The sequence below is a fragment of the Gilliamella sp. Occ4-3 genome (assembly GCF_001690675.1).
GTDB classification, from domain to species: Bacteria; Pseudomonadota; Gammaproteobacteria; order Enterobacterales; family Orbaceae; genus Gilliamella; species Gilliamella bombi.
On record NZ_LZHR01000114.1, the window covers coordinates 1 to 19,430 of the forward strand.

A 19,430-nucleotide genomic window follows, 5' to 3' on the forward strand; every position below is an offset into this window, starting at 1 on the left:
ATCAAGATTCTAATATTGATTTTTCTTTCTTCCAAAATATCTATCATAATAGTCAATATGCAATTATTTGCCCAGCAATTTTCCCTAAGCAAAAAATTGACAAGCAATGTTTTCCTTCTGATTTTGAACAAAGAGAGCAAGTTGTACCTTTGGGAGAATTCAGCCTAAGCAATACCAGAACCATCAATTCTGGTACAGCATTATCAAAAGATTTAATTGATAAATTACTAGATAATCATCATTATGTTTTTGATGAAAAATTTGCTTTCTATCATACAGATCATCGATTATTTGATTTAATTCATGCAACACCACAAACTGCATTGTTAAAAGGCTTATGTATAGGCAAAATGTATCATGATATGACTTGCGAGGTTTCCTATGATGTACTTAGCGAACGTGCAAGACTTGAAATCGCTTATGCAAAAATGTTAATGCGAATGTATCGAGCTCATAACCCTAAAATTGAACTACGCCGAAATTTATTTTATGCTTATAAAATGAAGAAAAAAGACAATTTAAGTTTTAGAAGCTTTTTAAAATTGTTGAAATGTGTAATAACAAAAAAGCATCCTCGTTCATACGCGTCCATAGATAAAGATGTCAAACCAACTAACAGCAATATTTTTTCTTAAAAGATATTTTACTATGGAAAATGAAAAATTAATACTTAACCTTTCTATCATTATTCCTTGCTATAATGTTGAAAATTACATTGAACAGTGTCTCAATTCTATTGTTCAACAAACTGTTCAACCTAAGGAAATTATATGTATAGACGATGGTGCTACTGACAACACTGCTAATGTTATTCAAGCCTTTGCTCAAAAATTTTCTTGTGTAAAATATATATATCAGACTAATCAAGGGGTTAGTCAAGCTCGAAATGTCGGAATTAATCAAGCAACAGGACAATATATTCAATTCGTCGATCCTGATGACATTTTACATCCTAATTTATTTGCAATATTTTTAAAAGTTTTAAACATTAGTAATGCTATTGAGTTGTTTTATTTTGAAAATCAAAACTTTGAAAAATTAGAGGATCTAGAATTTAATAATAATGACAATAGTTTAACCAGATTTGATACTGGTAATGAGTTATTTACACATATAATTAAAAATAAAAAATACCCAGGTGCATGTTGGAAATATATTTTTAAAAAGGAAACGCTCTATTTTCGATTTGAAGGAAGAAATCACGAAGATCACTTAATAACATTGGATGTACTATTATCTGCAAATTTAACTTATTACTCAAAAGCACCTTTATATTATTATAGAAAAAGAGCTAACTCATTAACTAACAATAAAAAGATAAGTAAACAATATGTTGAACTATATGCTCAAATCATCAATAAGTGCACAAAGTACGTACAAAAAACCAATCTATTACCAAAAACAAAAACACAATACATAAATTTTCTACGTTCTGATTACCTTTTTAATATCAATATCTATTATTTATATAAAGAAAAACCACCAATAATAGAAATTTACATGCATATATATACACGATTATTCATAAAAAATAATGCAAAAAAACTAAGCAATATATTTTATATGATACGTTATGGGATTAGAAAAAAAATACCTTTAAAACACATTATCATATTTATAAGAGCTTCATTGAATAAAGACATTAATTTTATAACTAACAAAATAAATGCCTTGCTAAATTAACATTAATAACAAACTCTTATCATAAAGTATAAAGCAAGCAAATATTCCTTGCTTGTTTTATAAACTCACCGCCCTATCCCATAATCCCGCAACTTATTTGCAATCGCTGTATGCGACACACCTAATCTTTTGGCCAGCTTTCTTGAGCTTGGGTATTGATCATATAATTTTAATAAGATCTCTTTTTCAAACTGTTTGGTTATTTCATCAAGAGTTTTATTTTCAATATTGTTGACCCACGATAGTTGCGATGTGATTGGAGTCGGTAACACAATGTCTTTGACCGTTAACCTAGGCGAGGTCAATTGCGCTAATGCCGAATAAAGTATGTTTTTAAGTTGTCTTACATTACCTGGCCATGAGTAACGGGTCAAATTATCAATAACATTATCGTCAATTGTTGGTGGTATGATGCCTTGTTTATTGGCATATTCATTTACAAAAATATGCGTAAGTGATTGAATATCGTCTTTACGCTGTTGTAAAGAAGGTAAATTAAGCGATAGTACGTTAAGTCGGTAATAAAGATCTTTTCTAAATTTACCTTGTTCAACCAAATCAGCTAAATCGACCTTTGTTGCACAAATAATTCTAACATCGACATAAACTTCATCATCATCACCCACTCGGCGGAAATAGCCATCATTGATAAAACGTAATAATTTAGTTTGCATTTGAAACGACATTTCATCAATGCCATCAAGCAATACTGAGCCACCGTTGGCTTGTTCAAAAAAGCCTTTTTTACCTTCAATAGCGCCAGGATAAGCACCAGCTGCATGCCCGTATAATTCACTTTCAACAACCTCATCAGGCATAGCTGCACAATTTAATGCTAGAAAAGCCTGATCGCCACGTGAACTGTATTGATGACTAGCATTAGCAAGTAAATCTTTACCTGTACCAGTTTCGCCAGAGATAAGCAATGGTTCTCTTTGCATTGAGAATGCTTTAGCTTGAGCGATAAGTTTTTGCATGACTAAACTTTGGCTGGCAAAAATATCAAAAGCTTGAGAACCAACAACCTTTATTTTTGATAACCTTTTTTTTAAATACTCAATTGGTTGTAAAATAAATATTGTTTTAGATGATTCCATCACTTTTTGCAATAAAACGTGCTGAGAATCTAACACAATAATCGTATCATCTTGTCCATCTATATTTATTGTATTATCAAGATTGAAGACCTTTTGATAATTAAAGGGTTGATTTAATACTAAATCGTTTTGAGCGAATAGTGCTCTAGCTACATGATTATAGGCAACCAAAAGTTGGTCATTATCCATTTCAATGATTGCTGCTTGCATATTCTGTCCACTTTTCATTAAGTTTTAATAAATTATCACGACGATATTGCCACTCAGAACTTTTTGTTAATTCTACATAGGTGATTTTTGTATTGGTTAATAAACATTTTGCTTTATCTGATGTTAAGGAATTAATCTTATCTAATGCTGCTAATTGGTCTAAAATAGCTAATGTCCCTTGCCTATTATTACAAGCTAAAAGCAGATCGCAACCTGCTGATAATGCCGTTTGGGCTCGCTCAGCATAATTACCCATTATTGAAGCACCTTCCATTGATAAATCATCAGAAAAGATTACACCATCAAAATGTAATTGCTCACGAAGCACTGTTTTAAGCCAATATGGCGAACCGCTAGCAGGTTTATTATTAAAAGCAGGATAGATAACATGAGCAGGCATGATTGCATCAAGTTTTTTATCCGCAATCAATTTGGCAAAAATTTGCATATCAAGTTCAATAAGCGACTTTTCGCGATAATCTACAGGCGTTTCCTTGTGTGAATCAGCAATCACATGACCATGCCCAGGAAAATGTTTGCCCGTAGTTTTCATACCTGCAGCATGCATACCATCAATCATAGCGGAAGCAACGTGATAAGCAACATTGACATCTTGATGAAAAGAACGTGTACCGATAGCAAGACAATCGTGACCTAAATCTAAAACGGGTGCATAGCTAAGATCGATATCAAAAGCAATAAGTTCCATAGCCAGAACCCAACCGGCATCAAAAGCTAATGATTTAGCTTGTTCAAGATCATTAAGAACCGCAAAAGATTGCGCTGGAGGTATAGAAGTAAAACCGTCTCTAAAACGCTGAACACGCCCTCCTTCATGATCGACCGAAATTAATAAACGCTGTGAAGAGGCAGCTCGAATCTGTTTTATCAATGTCATCAATTGAGTTTGATCTTGATAATTACGACTAAATAAAATCACCCCTGCAATCAACGGATTTTGCAACAGTTTTTTATCTTCTTCAGTTAATGCTAAACCTTCAACATCAATCAACAATGGTCCCATTATTTGTTGTCCTCAATAACTTTATTTGTTTCCTTATTGATATCAGACTGCTTAGGAAAATCTTTAGATGCAACTCTGGTTAGGATTTCTCCACTTTGTGTTGAAATTAATTCCATTGCCAGATCGACATCATTGCTTGCACTTGGTACTTTATATATTGTGGTGAAAAGAACATAACTAGCATTTATCGATTTAGCCAGTCCAATCATCTTACCTCGTGATACCAACTTATCATCAGCTGAAATCCCCAATGATTGTTTAGCTTGGCTTATTGTCTGTCTATCTACTACTGTAAACGTATTTTGCTTATGCATTAACTGATGTAATGCTTCATCTATTTGATTATTTGCAAGATAATCACCACTCCGGTTTTGAATATCACTAATAAAAATAAGTTTATTGTCTGAATTTGAAAGTGGCACATTAACTAATTTCTTGATAAATGGTGATAATACCGAATTCCAATCAGTCTGTTTAGCAATTTCAGGAGGCATTTCAATCACACCAGTATCATCAGGCTGAGTAACATCTACAGGTGGTTTCACCTCAACTTTTTGGGTATTACTAATAAGGTGGCACCCCGTTAAAGCAAAAACCAGTGAACTTGTAACAAATATACGCTTGATCTGTTTCATATCATGATTAACCTATTAATCTACCTAAATTTTTACCGCCTAATAAATGCATATGAAGATGAAAAACTTCTTGCCCTGCATCTTTATTACAATTCATGATTAAACGATATCCACTTTCATCAATACCTTCTTGTTTTGCAATTTTGGCAGCAACTACCATCATATGCCCAATGATGGTTTCATCTTCTTCCTTAATATCATTAACGGTTGGGATAAGTTTGTTAGGAATAATTAGAATATGTGTCGGCGCTTGAGGAGAGATATCTCGAAATGCTGTCACCTTATCGTCCTGAAAAACAATATCAGCTAGGATTTCTTTTCGAATGATTTTGCTAAAAATAGTTTCCTGAACCATCAAACACTCCTTTTATACATACGTCTATAAGTAAAAATGATAGGTACTCATAAGCATAGCATATTTTGATAACAAAAATGTATAGAAATCGTTACATTTTAAAATGCATTTTTATATTTATAAAAGCAGACTAGAAAACTAATTAATTTTTTTTAAACTTTTTATTTAATTAATTTAGATGCTTTGTAAAATAATCAAGATAGGGCGTAAAAAATGATCTTATAAAACATTGATTTTATTATGTTTTTTATTTTTAATGTGATATACTACAAATATCCTCTATTAAAAGCTGACATAAAAATAAAAATTTTTCTATAAAAAGAGTGATACAAACCCGCAATTAAACTTGGTATATTCATTTGTCAAAAATGATAGGTTGATATATAATGCCCCGTCGATTTCAACCGCCTATTTTCATGTTCCTTGCTTTCAATGGGTTGCGGTTGCCCCGACAGAAAGCTGATTAATCCGTAGGGAGCGATAATGCGTCATTACGAAATAGTATTTATGGTTCACCCAGATCAGAGTGAACAAGTACCTAGTATGATTGAACGTTATACTGGTACGTTAACCACTGATGGTGGTAAAATCCATCGTTTAGAAGATTGGGGTCGTCGTCAATTAGCCTATCCTATCGAAAAACTGCACAAAGCACATTACGTGTTAATGAATGTTGAAGCAACTCAAGAAGCTGTTAACGAACTTGAAGATAACTTCCGTTTCAATGATGCAGTAATTCGCAGTTTAATTATGCGCACAAAACACGCTGTAACTGAAGCTTCACCTATGTTAAAAGCCAAAGATGAACGTCGTAGTTCTGAAGAAGATTTTAACGAAGTAACCATGGACGATGATTCCGACGAATAATCGTTTAATGTTATCGGGTATTGTAAAAAAAACTCCGATACGAAAAATCAGTCCAAGTGGGATCTCGCATTGTCAATTTTATTTAGAACACGTTTCTAAACAAATCGAAGCAGAACTTACAAGACAAGCATGGTGCATAATACCTGTGATTGTTAGTGGACAACAAGAGCTAAGTTACATAAAAAAAGGCAGCAAAGTTTTAGTTAGTGGGTTTATAAGCACACATACTAAGCGCAACCAAACAAGCCAACTTGTTTTACATGCTGACCAAGTTAAACTATTAGGAGAATAGCCAAATGGCACGTTATTTCCGTCGTCGCAAATTCTGCCGTTTTACTGCAGAAGGCGTTAAAGAAATTGATTATAAAGATGTTTCTTTATTAAAAAGCTATATCACAGAAAGTGGTAAAATCGTACCAAGCCGTATCACTGGTACTAGCGCAAAATATCAACGTCAATTAGCTCGCGCAATCAAACGCGTTCGTTACTTGGCATTATTACCATATACTGATAATCATCAGTAATTAGCAACAGAGGGAACATATAATGCAAATTATTCTACTCGATAAAGTTGCTAATTTAGGCAGCTTAGGTGATCAAGTTAATGTTAAAGCAGGTTACGCACGTAACTTTTTAATTCCACAAGGTAAAGCTGTATCAGCAACTAAAAAGAATATCGAATTCTTTGAAGCTCGTCGTGCTGAATTAGAAGCTAAGCTAGCAGAAACATTGAAAGCAGCTGAAGAACGTGTTGCTCAAATCAATGCACTTGGTAAAGTAACTATTACTTCTAAGGCCGGTGATGAAGGCAAATTATTTGGTTCAATCGGTACTCGTGATATCGCTGATGCTGTTAAAGCTCGTGGTATTCAAGTATCAAAAAGCGAAGTTCGCTTACCAAATGGCGTACTGCGTACTACTGGTGAACATGAAGTGTTCTTCCAAGTACACAGCGAAGCATTTGCTAAACTTATTGTTGATATTATTCCTGAATAATTATCCAACAATAAACACAAAAAGACCCGTCATTATAGCGGGTCTTTTATTATCTATTTCACAATAATTGATTTACCTCGACCTCGAATATCTGATACGGCTTCGGGTTTATTGTCGGTAATTTTTATGGCTTGAATATCACCGCTAAAATCCTGCTGTTTAAAATGATAACCCATCTGTTTAAGTTTATCTTTTAACTTTTCTGGCACTTTATTTTGAAAACGCTCAATAAAGATAAGATTCGCTGGTAATAGTTGATGATGATAACGCGGAGCATCCATTGCCGCTTTTAATGACATATGATTATCAAAAACATTTGTCACAACTTGAAAGATTGAAGTGAAAATCCTTGAACCGCCTGGTGTACCAATGACCATTGCAACTTCGTTATCTTTAATAAAAATACTTGGTGTCATAGAAGATAAAGGACGTTTATTTGGTTCTATTGCATTAGCATCTTTGCTCACGACACCAAATTGATTAGCAACACCGGGTTTACTACTAAAATCATCCATTTCATTATTTAGAATGATACCAGTGCCTTCTATTACAACAGCAGAGCCAAACCAACCATTAAGTGTATAAGTATTCGATGCGGCATTGCCCCATTTATCTACAATCGAAAAATGTGTAGTCTGTAACTTTTCACGATTATTATCTAAACCTGGTTTAACTTTTTCAGTAATCGAAATCGCTTTTGGATTAACTTGTTTCGCTCTCTGCGCTAAATAATTAGTATCAATCAATTCAGTGACAGGTACAGAGATAAAATCAGGATCTCCCATATATTCGGCTCGATCAGCAAAAACACGTTTTTCTATTTCTGCTAACAAGTGAATATATTGTGCTGAATTTACTTTTACACCTTTGAAATCATTCTCCAAATATTGTTTCATTAATAATAATTGAATTAAACCAACACCTCCTGAGCTTGGCGGTGGAGCAGTAACAATCTGCATATCATGCCAGTTAGCAATTAAAGGATCTCGCCATTGAACCTTATAATTTGCTAAATCATTTTCCGTAATTAAACCTTCATTTTTCTTCATCTGTTGTGCAATTAATTTAGCCGTTTCACCTTTATAAAATCCATCGCTACCTTGCTGGGCAATACGATCTAAAACTTTACCAAGCTCAGGTTGTTTAAATATTTTCCCTTCTTGCATTGAACCAAAGTATTGCTTAAAGTGACCATTAGCAGGCGCAAGTTCTTGTGCCTCTTGATAACGTTTAACTAGTTGTTTGTCTACAACAAATCCTTCATTGGCAAATCGAATAGCTGGTGCTATAACCTCTTTCCAAGGTAATTTACCAAAACGCTGATGAACCGCCCACATACCAGCAACAGTTCCAGGCACTCCTGATGCTTTGTAAGAATATAAACTTAAATTAGGAATCACATTTTTATGATCATCAAGATACATATCTTTATCAGCTTTACTTGGTGCAACTTCACGATAATCAATGAAATAAGGCTTACCGTCCATCCAAAGGGTCATAAACCCCCCCCCACCAATGTTACCTGCTTCAGGATAAGTAACAGCAAGAGCAAATGCGGTAGCCACCGCAGCATCGGCTGCATTTCCACCTTTTTCGAGCACTTCTTCGGCTGCCTTTGCTCCATAATAATCGGGCGAAGCAACTGCGGCAGCTGTTAATTTTTGTGTTACATTTTCGACAGCTAGTACTTGTTGGCTTATCAGTAAAAATACCATAAAGTAGCAATACTTTATTAATTTACGTTTAAGAGAAAACATTTTGTACCTCCAAATTAAAGTATTATTTATCGTACCCACATAATCCCCAAATACATAAAGCGCATTAATAGATCATGCAACAATAAGTTAAGGGTAACCATCAATATAGCATAGAAAACAAAAATACTGATCGAATATTGATCAGTTATATAGTGCATATTTACTCTAATTTACCATTTTAATGGAGTAGCAATGATCATTAGAACTAAAAAATAATTAGAGCAATTATAATTTGCTCCATAAAAACTAATGATTTAATGCGAGATGCAATCGATGATAATTAAAATTTGTTGTAAAATTTCATCTAAAATTTTTAAACAATACTTTTTTCGTTTAGTGTGAAAATTTTTTACAGAATTAACTGCAAGTATCAACAATGATGTCTTTTCTTAGCACAGTAGCGATAAAATTATTCTTTGTATAAATAAAACTGATTTTTGTTAAAAACTTTCAGGAAACACTACGTTTAAGTATAAAACAGTAGTGAATTTAGTAGGAATGATTTCTTAAATCTCAGAGAAAATAAGCATAATTGATATTTATGATTTTAACTAAAAAAGAGCGTAATCTTTAATAAAATGTATACGCCCTTATATAAAATTAAGCTGTTTGAATTTGGTTTTCTGATTTACCTTGCTCATCTTTATACAATTTATTGTCATATAATTTGACAAAAGGAATATAGATTAGCAAAGCTAAAATAGCCGAAAATATGGCAACAATAGCCGCTTTATAATCACCGCCAGTACTGATAAATGCCCCTAATCCCATTGGGGATGGCCATGGAATTAATGCGATGATTGGATGAATAAAACCAGTATTAATAGCCAAATAACCTAATGTTCCGCAAGCCATAGGTGCTAAGAAAAAAGGGAGAGCTAAATAAGGATTGTATACAATCGGCATACCAAAAATAACTGGTTCGTTGATATTAAATATTGCAGGTACTGCAGAAGCTCGCCCTAAGATTTTTAGTTGGCTGGACTTAGCAAAAAACGCAATAAAAAATGTCATTAATAAAGTAGAACCTGATCCCCCTAAAATCACAAGTGAATTATTAAATTCACCAGCAAAAGGGATATGTGCTCCCGCTGTATTTTCAGTCATATTAGTTAACATAATAGGGGTAATAAATGCTCCAATAATACTGGCACCATGGATCCCAACCACCCATAGCGCATGGATTAAAAATAGGATAACCATAATACCCAACCAGCTTTTGGTAAGATTGGTTACAAAGGCAAACGGTACAGCTATAATATTGAAAATATCAGTACCAAAATAGATGAAAATACCATTAACAATGATCACAAAAAAGGCAATTACAAAAGTTGGGATCAGTGCGGTAAAGGATCGCGAAACGCCTAATGGCACTGTTTCAGGCATTTTTACAACCCAATTTCGTCTAACACATAAAAAATAGAGGTTAGTTGCCACAATGGCCATAACTATTGCAATAAATATACCTGATGTACCCAACCGAAAGATAAAGGGTTGTAAACGTAGCCCATTAAAGACTAAATTATTTTGATCATTAACTAAGGTAATAACTCCATTTTGTATGATCAGTTCAGGCAAAGTCATGAAAAAGGCAAAAACAGATAACATCGCACCATTAAGAGCATTAACTTTAAGGCCTGTTTCTTCTGCTTCGATTTTAGTTAGTTCATAACCAACAACAAAGTTAAAATAAAGGGCTAAAATACCGATTGTCGCGGTGTTAGCAATCATATAAAGATCACTCACTCTAAAAAAAGTATTTTCAAAAAAAACTTCTAATCCCGTAAATGTCATTGGCAATGTGTTAAATACTAAAAACATTGAACCTACAATAGAAAAAGGTACAGACGCCATCCCCGCAGCCATTACTGCTCGAACAATTTTAAATTGCGATATTTTAGCCATGGGCGTCATCAGATATTTCTGCAAAATAACAAATCCCGTATTCATTTTATTGTCCTCTTTTAATTAATAAATTTTTCGTAAGCTTGGATTCTTTTAAAATGCTGATCCCGATTATGTTGAATATTATTTATTTTTTTAAGCATTAAAAACGTAATAATTAAACTCACTACCTGTAATATCACCAATACATGTAATGTATCTTGCGTCTGTTTTAAAAATGGATAGAAAATTTGATACAAAGGGGTATAGAGAGTAAGAATGAGTGCCGTAAAGACTATTGCTAAAGTACGATAAAATAATCTTGCATAAGGCAATTTATTGCAATGATTACGATAAAGCTTAATTTGTTCCCATGTGGTAAGTATGCCCAAAACAAAAAGAGCAAGCGGTAAAATAGCGACTATTGACAATGAACCTATTAGAAAGGTTGCCCAATAAAGATTCAAAAATAAAAAAAATGCAGTGGTATAGCGAATCACTAAAAATCGATTAAAATAGAGATTAGTTAGGCTGATTTTTTTATGCATTGTTAGATTTTCTGTCATTATGCTACTCCCTATTTAGCTCTTTAGTTTTATTTCTAACTCATGATGTTTTTCATATAGATGTAACATTTCAATCGCCATTTCTCGAAAGCTCATGGTTGTCATTAAGTGATCTTGTGCATGTACCATAATAATTTCCATTGTGATTTTGGTACCATTAGCATAATTTTGCAGCAGCTCTGTTTGGGAATGGTGTGCTTGTAAGATTTCTTTATTCGCTTCTTCAAGAAGCTGATTTGCGCCAATAAAATTAGCTTGTCTCATCGCCTTAAAAGCCTCGTGGATTTTAGTTTTAGCATTACCACTATACAAAATAATATTAAAAGCAATAAGTTGAATATCCTCTGAGCTCATTTCTTTATTCATTGCTATACCTCTTTTTCAATAAGTTGGATAAAAAGTCGTTTAAATTGATCAAAGTTTTGTGTTTTCAACAGTTTTGTTTGCATTTCTAAATCGTCAATCAATTTGACAATAGCTTTTGTCATCATCGATAAAGTCGGGTTTTGATAAATAGATGGTGAAATCATAAAGATAAAGTGAATTTTTGGATAATTGTGATCCCAAAATAATCCATCAGGAATAATTGCAATACCAATTTTAGACAATTTTCCCACAGGCATTGCTGGATGTGGTACTACGATAGTTGGACTAAAGAAAATATCACCTAATAGCATACGATTTTCCATTTGTGCTATCATCTTTTGTTTATAATCTTTATCTTCATTTAGTACTAAAAGATCAAGCAAACCATCTAAAACTTGTTCTTTACTTTGGGTACCCCTGTATTGGTAGAAATAATCAGCGGATAGTTCATCTACCATTTGTCCAACATTACTAAGATGCTCTAAAGTATTTGATGATGCGAACGTTGATATTGGCTCTGTATGTGCCGAGATAAGCATAATTGGTGACGATAAATGACGACGAATTTTTTGTATATCATCTTCAGTAAAAAATACAGAGACGTGAAAAACAGGGACTTTGAATACTTTTGATGATAAATCAACTGACGAGATAATAAAATCAACCTTATCCAATACTTTTGGTTCAATTTCATAATAGCCTTGCGTTGCAACGATTTTGATTCTTTCATTAAACTCGCATTCAACGCGATTTTTTAATAGTTGAGCACTACCCTGCCCAGTTGCACAAATAATTAACACTTTTGCCTTTTGTTCATTTTTTAACTTTTCTATCGAAGCTAAAAAGTGCAAAGTCAAATAACCCCATTCATCATCAGGAATCGTAAATTTTTTAAGTTCAGGAAGCTGGTTAAGGTATTTTTTAACTAACTCAAACAATTCTGGAGAGTTTGTTTTAATTTCATCAAGCAATGGGTTTTTCAATTTTATATGCTGTTCTAAGCGGACAATCATCGGTTTTAGGTGCTGAATAATTCCGTTTTTCAATTGCTCATCGTTTAAAAATAAATATCCAGTTTCTTGCTGTATTCTAAATAATAAATTAGTCAAAGATAAATACAGCTCGGAGTTAAAATCATTCTGAATAAAATTTGATTTACTAATCAAATGCAATGTTAAATACATTTGTTCTTCTTTAGGAAAACAAAAACCAATCACTTTTTCTACTCTATTGATGATTTTTTTAGCGACTTGATATTCCAATTTCTTTTTAGTCGATTGTGGCATATCAAGATTTTGAATAGAAAGCCCTAACTGTAAACGTTTGATACTTAATGATAAATGTAAGACGATATTTTGTATCATTACATCAGATAATTTTATTTTTGCCTCACGACACTCATCTAAAATAATAATGGTTAACGTATCTAAGCCAATTGCATCATTGAACTTGTTTAAATAAGTTAGATGTTGCAGAAAATTAATCGATTCTTCATGAAAAAAATAGCTCAAAATAAAATGTCGTTTTGCTTTTTCCTCACCTTCAATATAAAACAGAGATTGACTTTTTTTAATAGTAAGCCCATAAGGTTGGAGTTGGTGTTTGATTTCTAAAATATCTTTATTTAGTTGAGAAGAACTAATAAATAATTGTTCAGCTAATGCTTCTATATCGATTTTTTGGCTTTCTAATAATAATAAATTAAGAATATGGTGTTTTCTCTGACATACTTCTCGACAATTTGCTTGTTCTACATTGCGATCTAATAAATGATGCTCAATTAAAAATAAATTGAAAGCTGTTCTATCTTTAATTTGTAATTTGTAACCATAACCTTGTTTACTAATAATAGATCCACCGTGACTTTCAATTAACGATTTCAAATCATTAAGATAAGTGCGAACAGTACGATCTGATAATGCTAACTCATTTGCTAGTAATGCACTACTTTTGAATATATCTTTAGAACGAACTAATAAACTAATAAGGTCACGCTGTTTATTTTTAATCACTATCATCCATACCTGTGTCAACTAAAACCATATTATTAATAATATAGTGAATACTTTTAACTATTACATAAGTACACCAACGTAAGATAGTAAGGCGCTGCTATTTAAATAATCTATTCACAACGCCAAATCATATCGCTAAAGCCGATATATATTGATTTAAATTAGTTTATATTCTCCTCTACTAACTTAGCCAATTGTTCAATGCCTGATTGAACGGGTATATAAGCCTGAAAAGGAATACTCACAACAGGCTTACCGACTTCTTCCCCCAATTTTTTAAATTTATCAAGCATCATCATAGTTTGCGGGCTAATTAAAAAGAGTGAAAAATCACTACTTTGAATCATATTTCCGCCTTCGGTTGCCGAGACAGCATCAACCAAAATTGTTTTATCTTTGCTAGCAAAATATTCTGTTACTTTTTTAGCCATTAATGATGATGACATACCTGCCGCACAAATGATTAATGCTTTTTTCATAAATTCCCCTAAAAATAGTTATGCTTTATAAGACTTCGCCATTAGACTCAATCACTCTTTTAAACCATGCGAATGAGTCTTTGCGGCTACGTTTTAGTGAACCGTTACCTTTGTTATCTTTATCAACATAGATAAATCCATAACGTTTTTCCATTTCACCTGTCCCAGCTGAAACAAGATCAATACATCCCCAAGGAGTGTATCCCATCAAATCAACCCCATCTTCTTCAACAGCAAGTTTCATTTGTTTAATATGTTCACGCAGATAATCAATACGGTAAGCATCGTGCACGCTACCATCAGCTTCGACTTTATCGTAGGCGCCAAAACCATTTTCAACTATGAAAAGCGGTAAACGATACATATCAGTTAACCAATTAAGTGTATAACGAAGTCCCTCAGGATCGATTTGCCAACCCCAATCTGATTTTTTAACATATTGATTGCCGATCAGATCGGTTTTTTCGTTATATTCATAGCTTTCATTATCTTCTTTTTTCCTAATTGCATTAGACATGTAATAGCTAAAGCCAATGTAATCAACTGTTCCATTTTTCAAGATCTCAAGATCTTGATTGGTGATATCAAGTTTAAAATCTTTACGTTGCCAATAATTTTTAATATGGTTTGGATACTCGCCATGGACATGAACATCACCAAAAAAATATTTACGCTCCATCGCCTTTTGTGCCATTAGAATATCACCTGGTTTACAAGTCTCTGGATAGATAGGGATCATCGCCAACATACAGCCTATTTCAAAATCAGGATTAATAGCATGACCAATTTGTACCGCTTTAGCACTAGCAACTAATTCATAATGTGCAGCTTGATACATAATCTGCTCGCGATCGTCGCTTTGTTTATAGAAAATACCTGAGTTAGTAAACGGTGCAAAATCTTCATTAAAGTTAGCTTGATTATTGATTTCGTTAAAAGTCATCCAATATTTGACTTTATTCTTATAACGATCAAAACATACCTCTGCAAAACGGACAAAAAAATCAATTAATTTACGATTACGGAATCCACCATATTCAGTAACAAGGTAATAAGGTAATTCAAAATGAGAAAGTGTAACAACTGGCTCAATATTGTATTTTAAGCATTCATCAAAAAGATCATCATAAAATTTTAACCCATCTTCATTTGGTGCAAGTTCATCACCTTTTGGAAAGATACGCGTCCAAGCAATAGAGGTACGAAAACATTTAAAACCCATTTCAGCAAATAACTTAATATCATCTTTATAATGATGATAAAAATCAATAGCTTCATGATTAGGGTAATATTCACCGTCAATAACACCTTCAGTAATTTTACGATAACTTTTTGGTGAACCAACAGTCATCACATCAGCGACACTTATTCCTTTTCCACCAACTTGCCAAGCACCTTCTAATTGGTGAGCAGCAACAGCACCACCCCACAAAAAATCTTTTGGTAAACCTTTATTTTTCATAATTAAGTACCTGTGTTTATTGATAATTCAAATTTAGTATAAAAGGAAAAAAATAGAATTACTAACCAACTTTTTCCGTATTGATCAGGAAAAATATAAGTATATTTGGGTAGGAAAGGTTATTAGTGAAATGTGCAGCTTTTTGTGATATTTACCGAAATGCGATAAATATCACAAAAATGAATGATAAACTTTAAATATTTGAAGTTAACTTTTAAATAAATTCTTCAAACCCATCGGCATATTTCGATGGCACAAACTCAATAATGTCATACTTGCCAATTTGCTGAATATAGAATGGATCTTTTTACAATATTGCTAACGCTTGCTCTTTATTCTCAGCACGACAAATAATCACACCACCTGTACGAGGGACTTTTGGATCTGATACAATAAAGTGTCCTGACTCATAATGTTTTTCAAAATGTTAAGCTGTGTTGCTCAACTTAAACCATTTAAATATCTATTTAGCTACCCATTTACCATCTTCACCTTTGTGATAAACCTTTTCGACAGCAGCCCAAGCTACTTTAAAAGCAATAGTTTCTGGTGCACTATTATCACGCCGTTTATGCGAATCTTGATATTCCTTAATTGCACTATTAAACGCTTCTTTAAAAATATCTTGCGCATGTTCAGGCAAGACATGGCGTACTGAATCAGGTAAATCTTCACGTGTTTTATATGGCATATCACATCCCCTCATAAATTAATTTTGATGGCTGAAAATTTAAAATGGTAATAGTAAGATAGCACATTCATCGAATATATTATCATCTATAAAATAATATAATTACTAATTGATTTAAAGATTCACTGATGTAAACTATTTATTATAAATTGTATTCAAAATATCCTTTGCTAAGAATAAAAAATAACATGTAAGAAAACGCTAAGTTGTTTACACTTCATGATTAGAATAATCCTCTAAAACTCATAAGACGTTTTCACTTAAATTACTTTATAAAATTCAACTATACTATAAACGATTAATAAATCGTTAAAGATTTTGCTCTTTATCTTTTTAATCACTAAATATTTGTTGATTCTTACACGTCATTTAAAGCCCGTCTCACTTTGTCATTCGTTTGTAGGCTAACTAGTTTCGGGTATTTTGATTAATACGATGGTTATTGCACATTTTAATAAATTGGTGTTTGCCTGTGCCTTGATATTCTCATCAATTACCAGAATAAATACATTCAATGCTATAAGGATATTAGGCTAACAAATCGTTTTGTAAAATTAGGATTGAGCCAAATTAGGGGCTATCTAGATAAATACCCGCATAAAGATCATATGAAAAGTTTTCAATGCGATAAATAAATATTCTTAAGTCTTTTGTTTACAACATCGAAAAGAAGGAAATAAAATAAAAAAATCAGGCATATTTATGCCTGATGAATAACTAAAATCAAATAGGATCTTTAATCATCACTATAACCCAAACTCCGCAATGCTCGTTCGTCATCTGCCCAGCCGGCTTTGACTTTTACCCAAAGCTCTAGATGGACTTTATTGTCGAAAAATGATTGCATGTCTTTGCGCGCTTCAATACCAATTTTTTTGATTTTTTCACCTTTGTTGCCGATGACCATTTTCTTTTGTCCATCGCGTTCAACTAAGATTAATCCATTAATTCGGTACATTCCGTTACGTTCATCAACTTTGAATTGTTCGATCTCAACTGTTACCGAATAAGGTAATTCATCACCTAAAAAGCGCATGAGTTTTTCGCGAATGATTTCCGATGCCATAAAACGTTGCGAGCGGTCAGTAATGTAATCTTCAGGGAAATGGTGTTCGCCTTCTGGTAAGTGTTTTTTGACGATATCTTTTATAATATCTACACCTTCTCCTTTTTCAGCGCTAATTGGCACAACATCAAGGAAGTTAATTTTTTGGCTTATCGCTTGAATATGCGGTAATAAATGTGTTTTGTCGGTGACGTTGTCAATTTTATTAATCACTAACAGAACTGGGCTTTTGCAATCTTTGAGTTTGTTGGCGACCATTTCGTCGTCGTCATTCCAATGTGTGCCTTCAACCACAAAAATAACGAGTTCAACATCCCCTATTGAGCTGCTTGCAGCACGATTCATTAAGCGGTTTATGGCTCTTTTTTCTTCAATATGAAGTCCGGGAGTATCGATATAGATAATTTGGTCATTATCCTGCGTGTCAATACCCACAATTCGGTGACGGGTCGTTTGCGCTTTGCGTGATGTAATCGAAATTTTTTGACCAAGCAATTGGTTTAGTAGCGTTGATTTACCTACATTTGGTCGCCCGACAATGGCGACAAATCCACAATGTTGTGTTGTTTCTGTCATTTTATACCTAATTGGTTAAGTGCTTCTTGTGCGGCAGCTTGTTCTGCTTTTCGGCGACTTAAGCCACGACCTAAATATTCATGGCTATCATTGTCAATTTTGCATTGAATTAAGAATTCTTGTTCGTGGTTATCGCCAGTTACTTCAAGAATTAAATAACATGGGCGCGGACGATGAATTCCTTGTAAGTATTCTTGTAATCTTGTTTTGGCATCTTTTTGTTTAATACCTGGTTGAATTTGAGTCAAGCGGCTTTGGTACCATGATAAGATTAGTGAACGAACTGTGTCGAGGTTGCTATCTAAATAAATGGCACCAATTATGGCTTCTACCGCATCAGAAATGATTGATTCGCGACGAAAACCACCACTTTTGAGTTCGCCTTGTCCTAAAATAAGGTGATCGCCCAATTTAAAATCTTTACCAATTTCGGCAAGTGTTTGCCCGCAAACAAGTGTTGCGCGCATTTGGCTCAGATCGCCTTCATCTTGTTTGACAAAACGGTGATAAAGTTCATCGGCTATGACAAGACTTAAAATAGAATCCCCTAAAAACTCTAAACGTTCGTTATGCAGTTTATTAGCACTTCGATGAGTAAGGGCTAATTCAAGTAGAGATTTATCTTGAAATATATAGCCGATTGATTGTTGAATTTGACTAAATTTTTTCATAATTATAGCTATTAGTGTATACCGCCAATACGACTAAAGCGGATTCCTGTTGGCCATTCGTTTGGTTGTTTTTCAAAGCTAATCCAAATTGCGGTTGCTTTACCAACAAAATTGGTTTCAGGAACAAAACCAAAGTATCGACTGTCACCACTGTTATCGCGGTTGTCACCCATCATAAAATAATGACCTTGTGGTACAACCCAAGTGGCTATCGGTTGTCCATCCTGATGATAAAAATAGCTAGGATTTTCTTGTGAACCTTGAGTGGTTAGAATATTATGCGGTGTGTCACCAAGAGTTTCTTGTTGAATATTCATATTTAATGTCATGATAGACTGAGAATCGACAATACCTTTATCCGCATATTGTTCTAGCGTGTAAAAATTAGGGTTTGGCTTGAACTGTTCATGCACCTCTTTCCAATTACTTGGCCTTGGTTCGCTGTAATGCAAATTGAGCGGCTGTGATTGTTGCCCTTCGCAATTTGCATCTGTTGCTTGGCAAGCAGGATAGATTAAAATTTGCTTTTCTTTTACCAGATAGACGATTTTGTCACCTGGTAAGCCGACAACACGCTTTATAAGATCCATTTGAGGAACATTTGGGTGTTTAAATACGGCAACATCACCACGTTGTGGTTGTCCTGTTGGAATGATGACGGTGTTAGTAATAGGATCTCGCATGCCATAAGAAAATTTTTCAACCGCAATAAAGTCGCCAATGAGTAATGTCTGCATCATTGATCCTGATGGAATTTGAAACGGTTCATAGATGAATGAACGAATAACAAACACAACAAACAATACCGGAAAAAACGATGCCAAATTTTCAATCCAAACTTTGGGTTTACCAACTTCGGCAAGTATCTTTCCATCAACTTCGCCATTGCTTTGAGTACGGATTTCTTCAACTTTACGTTGTCTTGCTGGTTTCCATTTGAATTTTTCTAAAAACCAAAAGATACCAGTAATAAGTGTTGCTAGCGTTAATATGATGGCAAATGTTCCAGCCATTTTTTTCCCTCTTTAAA

21 protein-coding genes are annotated in these 19,430 nt (G+C 33.5%); 6 read left to right on the forward strand and 15 right to left on the reverse strand.

Annotated features, from left to right (window positions below):
• On the forward strand, positions 1-635 hold a 635-nt coding region (locus A9G44_RS13595; protein ID WP_065611086.1), incomplete at its 5' end, for a hypothetical protein.
• 13 nt (positions 636-648) lie between these two features.
• The gene (locus tag A9G44_RS11265; RefSeq protein ID WP_179854846.1) at positions 649-1,683 is read left to right on the forward strand and encodes a glycosyltransferase family 2 protein; all 1,035 of its coding nucleotides are present in this window, start codon (positions 649-651) and stop codon (positions 1,681-1,683) included.
• A gap of 65 nt (positions 1,684-1,748) precedes the next feature.
• Here A9G44_RS11265 and A9G44_RS11270 read toward each other — a convergent pair whose 3' ends face one another.
• Genes A9G44_RS11270 through A9G44_RS11285 form a run of 4 tightly spaced genes read right to left on the reverse strand, consistent with a single transcriptional unit; the run spans position 1,749 to position 5,004 of the window.
• The gene (locus A9G44_RS11270; protein WP_065611090.1) at positions 1,749-2,990 is read right to left on the reverse strand and encodes a sigma 54-interacting transcriptional regulator; all 1,242 of its coding nucleotides are present in this window, start codon (positions 2,988-2,990) and stop codon (positions 1,749-1,751) included.
• A complete protein-coding gene (nagZ, locus tag A9G44_RS11275; RefSeq protein ID WP_065611092.1) occupies positions 2,971-4,014 on the reverse strand; it encodes a beta-N-acetylhexosaminidase in 1,044 nt (347 codons plus the stop codon). Before nagZ ends, A9G44_RS11270 begins: the two co-directional genes overlap by 20 nt.
• The gene (locus A9G44_RS11280; protein WP_065611094.1) at positions 4,014-4,649 is read right to left on the reverse strand and encodes a hypothetical protein; all 636 of its coding nucleotides are present in this window, start codon (positions 4,647-4,649) and stop codon (positions 4,014-4,016) included. The genes nagZ and A9G44_RS11280 overlap by 1 nt, the downstream gene beginning before the upstream one ends.
• Before the next feature lie 7 nt (positions 4,650-4,656).
• A complete protein-coding gene (locus tag A9G44_RS11285; protein ID WP_065611096.1) occupies positions 4,657-5,004 on the reverse strand; it encodes an HIT domain-containing protein in 348 nt (115 codons plus the stop codon).
• 483 nt (positions 5,005-5,487) lie between these two features.
• Here A9G44_RS11285 and rpsF point away from each other — a divergent pair, with 483 nt between their 5' ends.
• From rpsF to rplI, 4 genes are read left to right on the forward strand one after another with little or no spacing between them, the layout of a single operon-like run.
• The gene (rpsF, locus tag A9G44_RS11290; protein ID WP_065611098.1) at positions 5,488-5,871 is read left to right on the forward strand and encodes a 30S ribosomal protein S6; all 384 of its coding nucleotides are present in this window, start codon (positions 5,488-5,490) and stop codon (positions 5,869-5,871) included.
• A complete protein-coding gene (gene priB, locus A9G44_RS11295; RefSeq protein ID WP_065607588.1) occupies positions 5,855-6,163 on the forward strand; it encodes a primosomal replication protein N in 309 nt (102 codons plus the stop codon). The genes rpsF and priB overlap by 17 nt, the downstream gene beginning before the upstream one ends.
• A 4-nt stretch (positions 6,164-6,167) precedes the next feature.
• Complete coding sequence (rpsR, locus tag A9G44_RS11300; protein ID WP_065611100.1) at positions 6,168-6,395, forward strand: 30S ribosomal protein S18; 228 nt, start codon at positions 6,168-6,170, stop codon at positions 6,393-6,395.
• A gap of 22 nt (positions 6,396-6,417) precedes the next feature.
• Entirely contained in the window at positions 6,418-6,867 is a 450-nt protein-coding gene (rplI, locus tag A9G44_RS11305) for a 50S ribosomal protein L9 (protein ID WP_065590871.1), read from the forward strand.
• Positions 6,868-6,920: 53 nt separating this feature from the next.
• On the opposite strand, the gene ggt is transcribed toward rplI, so the two are convergent.
• From ggt to lepB, 11 genes are all read right to left on the reverse strand, one after another.
• Positions 6,921-8,582: a gamma-glutamyltransferase gene (gene ggt, locus A9G44_RS11310; RefSeq protein WP_442902939.1), complete on the reverse strand. Its 1,662-nt coding sequence runs from the start codon at positions 8,580-8,582 to the stop codon at positions 6,921-6,923.
• Between the two features lie 642 nt (positions 8,583-9,224).
• Positions 9,225-10,574: a PTS cellobiose transporter subunit IIC gene (gene celB / locus A9G44_RS11315; RefSeq protein ID WP_065611102.1), complete on the reverse strand. Its 1,350-nt coding sequence runs from the start codon at positions 10,572-10,574 to the stop codon at positions 9,225-9,227.
• Positions 10,575-10,588: 14 nt separating this feature from the next.
• Complete coding sequence (locus A9G44_RS11320) at positions 10,589-11,074, reverse strand: hypothetical protein (protein WP_065611103.1); 486 nt, start codon at positions 11,072-11,074, stop codon at positions 10,589-10,591.
• Between the two features lie 15 nt (positions 11,075-11,089).
• Positions 11,090-11,428, reverse strand: coding sequence for a PTS cellobiose transporter subunit IIA (locus A9G44_RS11325; RefSeq protein ID WP_065611164.1), 339 nt, complete (start codon positions 11,426-11,428; stop codon positions 11,090-11,092).
• A gap of 14 nt (positions 11,429-11,442) precedes the next feature.
• Positions 11,443-13,452 (reverse strand): BglG family transcription antiterminator, encoded by a 2,010-nt coding sequence (locus A9G44_RS11330; protein WP_065611166.1) that lies wholly within the window; start codon positions 13,450-13,452, stop codon positions 11,443-11,445.
• Between the two features lie 164 nt (positions 13,453-13,616).
• Positions 13,617-13,934 (reverse strand): PTS cellobiose transporter subunit IIB, encoded by a 318-nt coding sequence (locus A9G44_RS11335; protein ID WP_065575474.1) that lies wholly within the window; start codon positions 13,932-13,934, stop codon positions 13,617-13,619.
• 25 nt (positions 13,935-13,959) lie between these two features.
• Positions 13,960-15,396, reverse strand: a complete 1,437-nt coding sequence (locus tag A9G44_RS11340) for a 6-phospho-beta-glucosidase (RefSeq protein WP_065611105.1) — start codon at positions 15,394-15,396, stop codon at positions 13,960-13,962.
• A gap of 463 nt (positions 15,397-15,859) precedes the next feature.
• Positions 15,860-16,087, reverse strand: coding sequence for a ChaB family protein (locus A9G44_RS11345; RefSeq protein WP_065611107.1), 228 nt, complete (start codon positions 16,085-16,087; stop codon positions 15,860-15,862).
• Between the two features lie 736 nt (positions 16,088-16,823).
• A complete protein-coding gene (era, locus tag A9G44_RS11350) occupies positions 16,824-17,729 on the reverse strand; it encodes a GTPase Era (RefSeq protein ID WP_065611109.1) in 906 nt (301 codons plus the stop codon).
• A complete protein-coding gene (gene rnc / locus A9G44_RS11355; RefSeq protein WP_442902940.1) occupies positions 17,726-18,403 on the reverse strand; it encodes a ribonuclease III in 678 nt (225 codons plus the stop codon). The genes era and rnc overlap by 4 nt, the downstream gene beginning before the upstream one ends.
• Positions 18,404-18,411: 8 nt before the next feature.
• Positions 18,412-19,413, reverse strand: a complete 1,002-nt coding sequence (gene lepB, locus A9G44_RS11360) for a signal peptidase I (RefSeq protein WP_065611113.1) — start codon at positions 19,411-19,413, stop codon at positions 18,412-18,414.
• Positions 19,414-19,430: the final 17 nt, after the last annotated feature.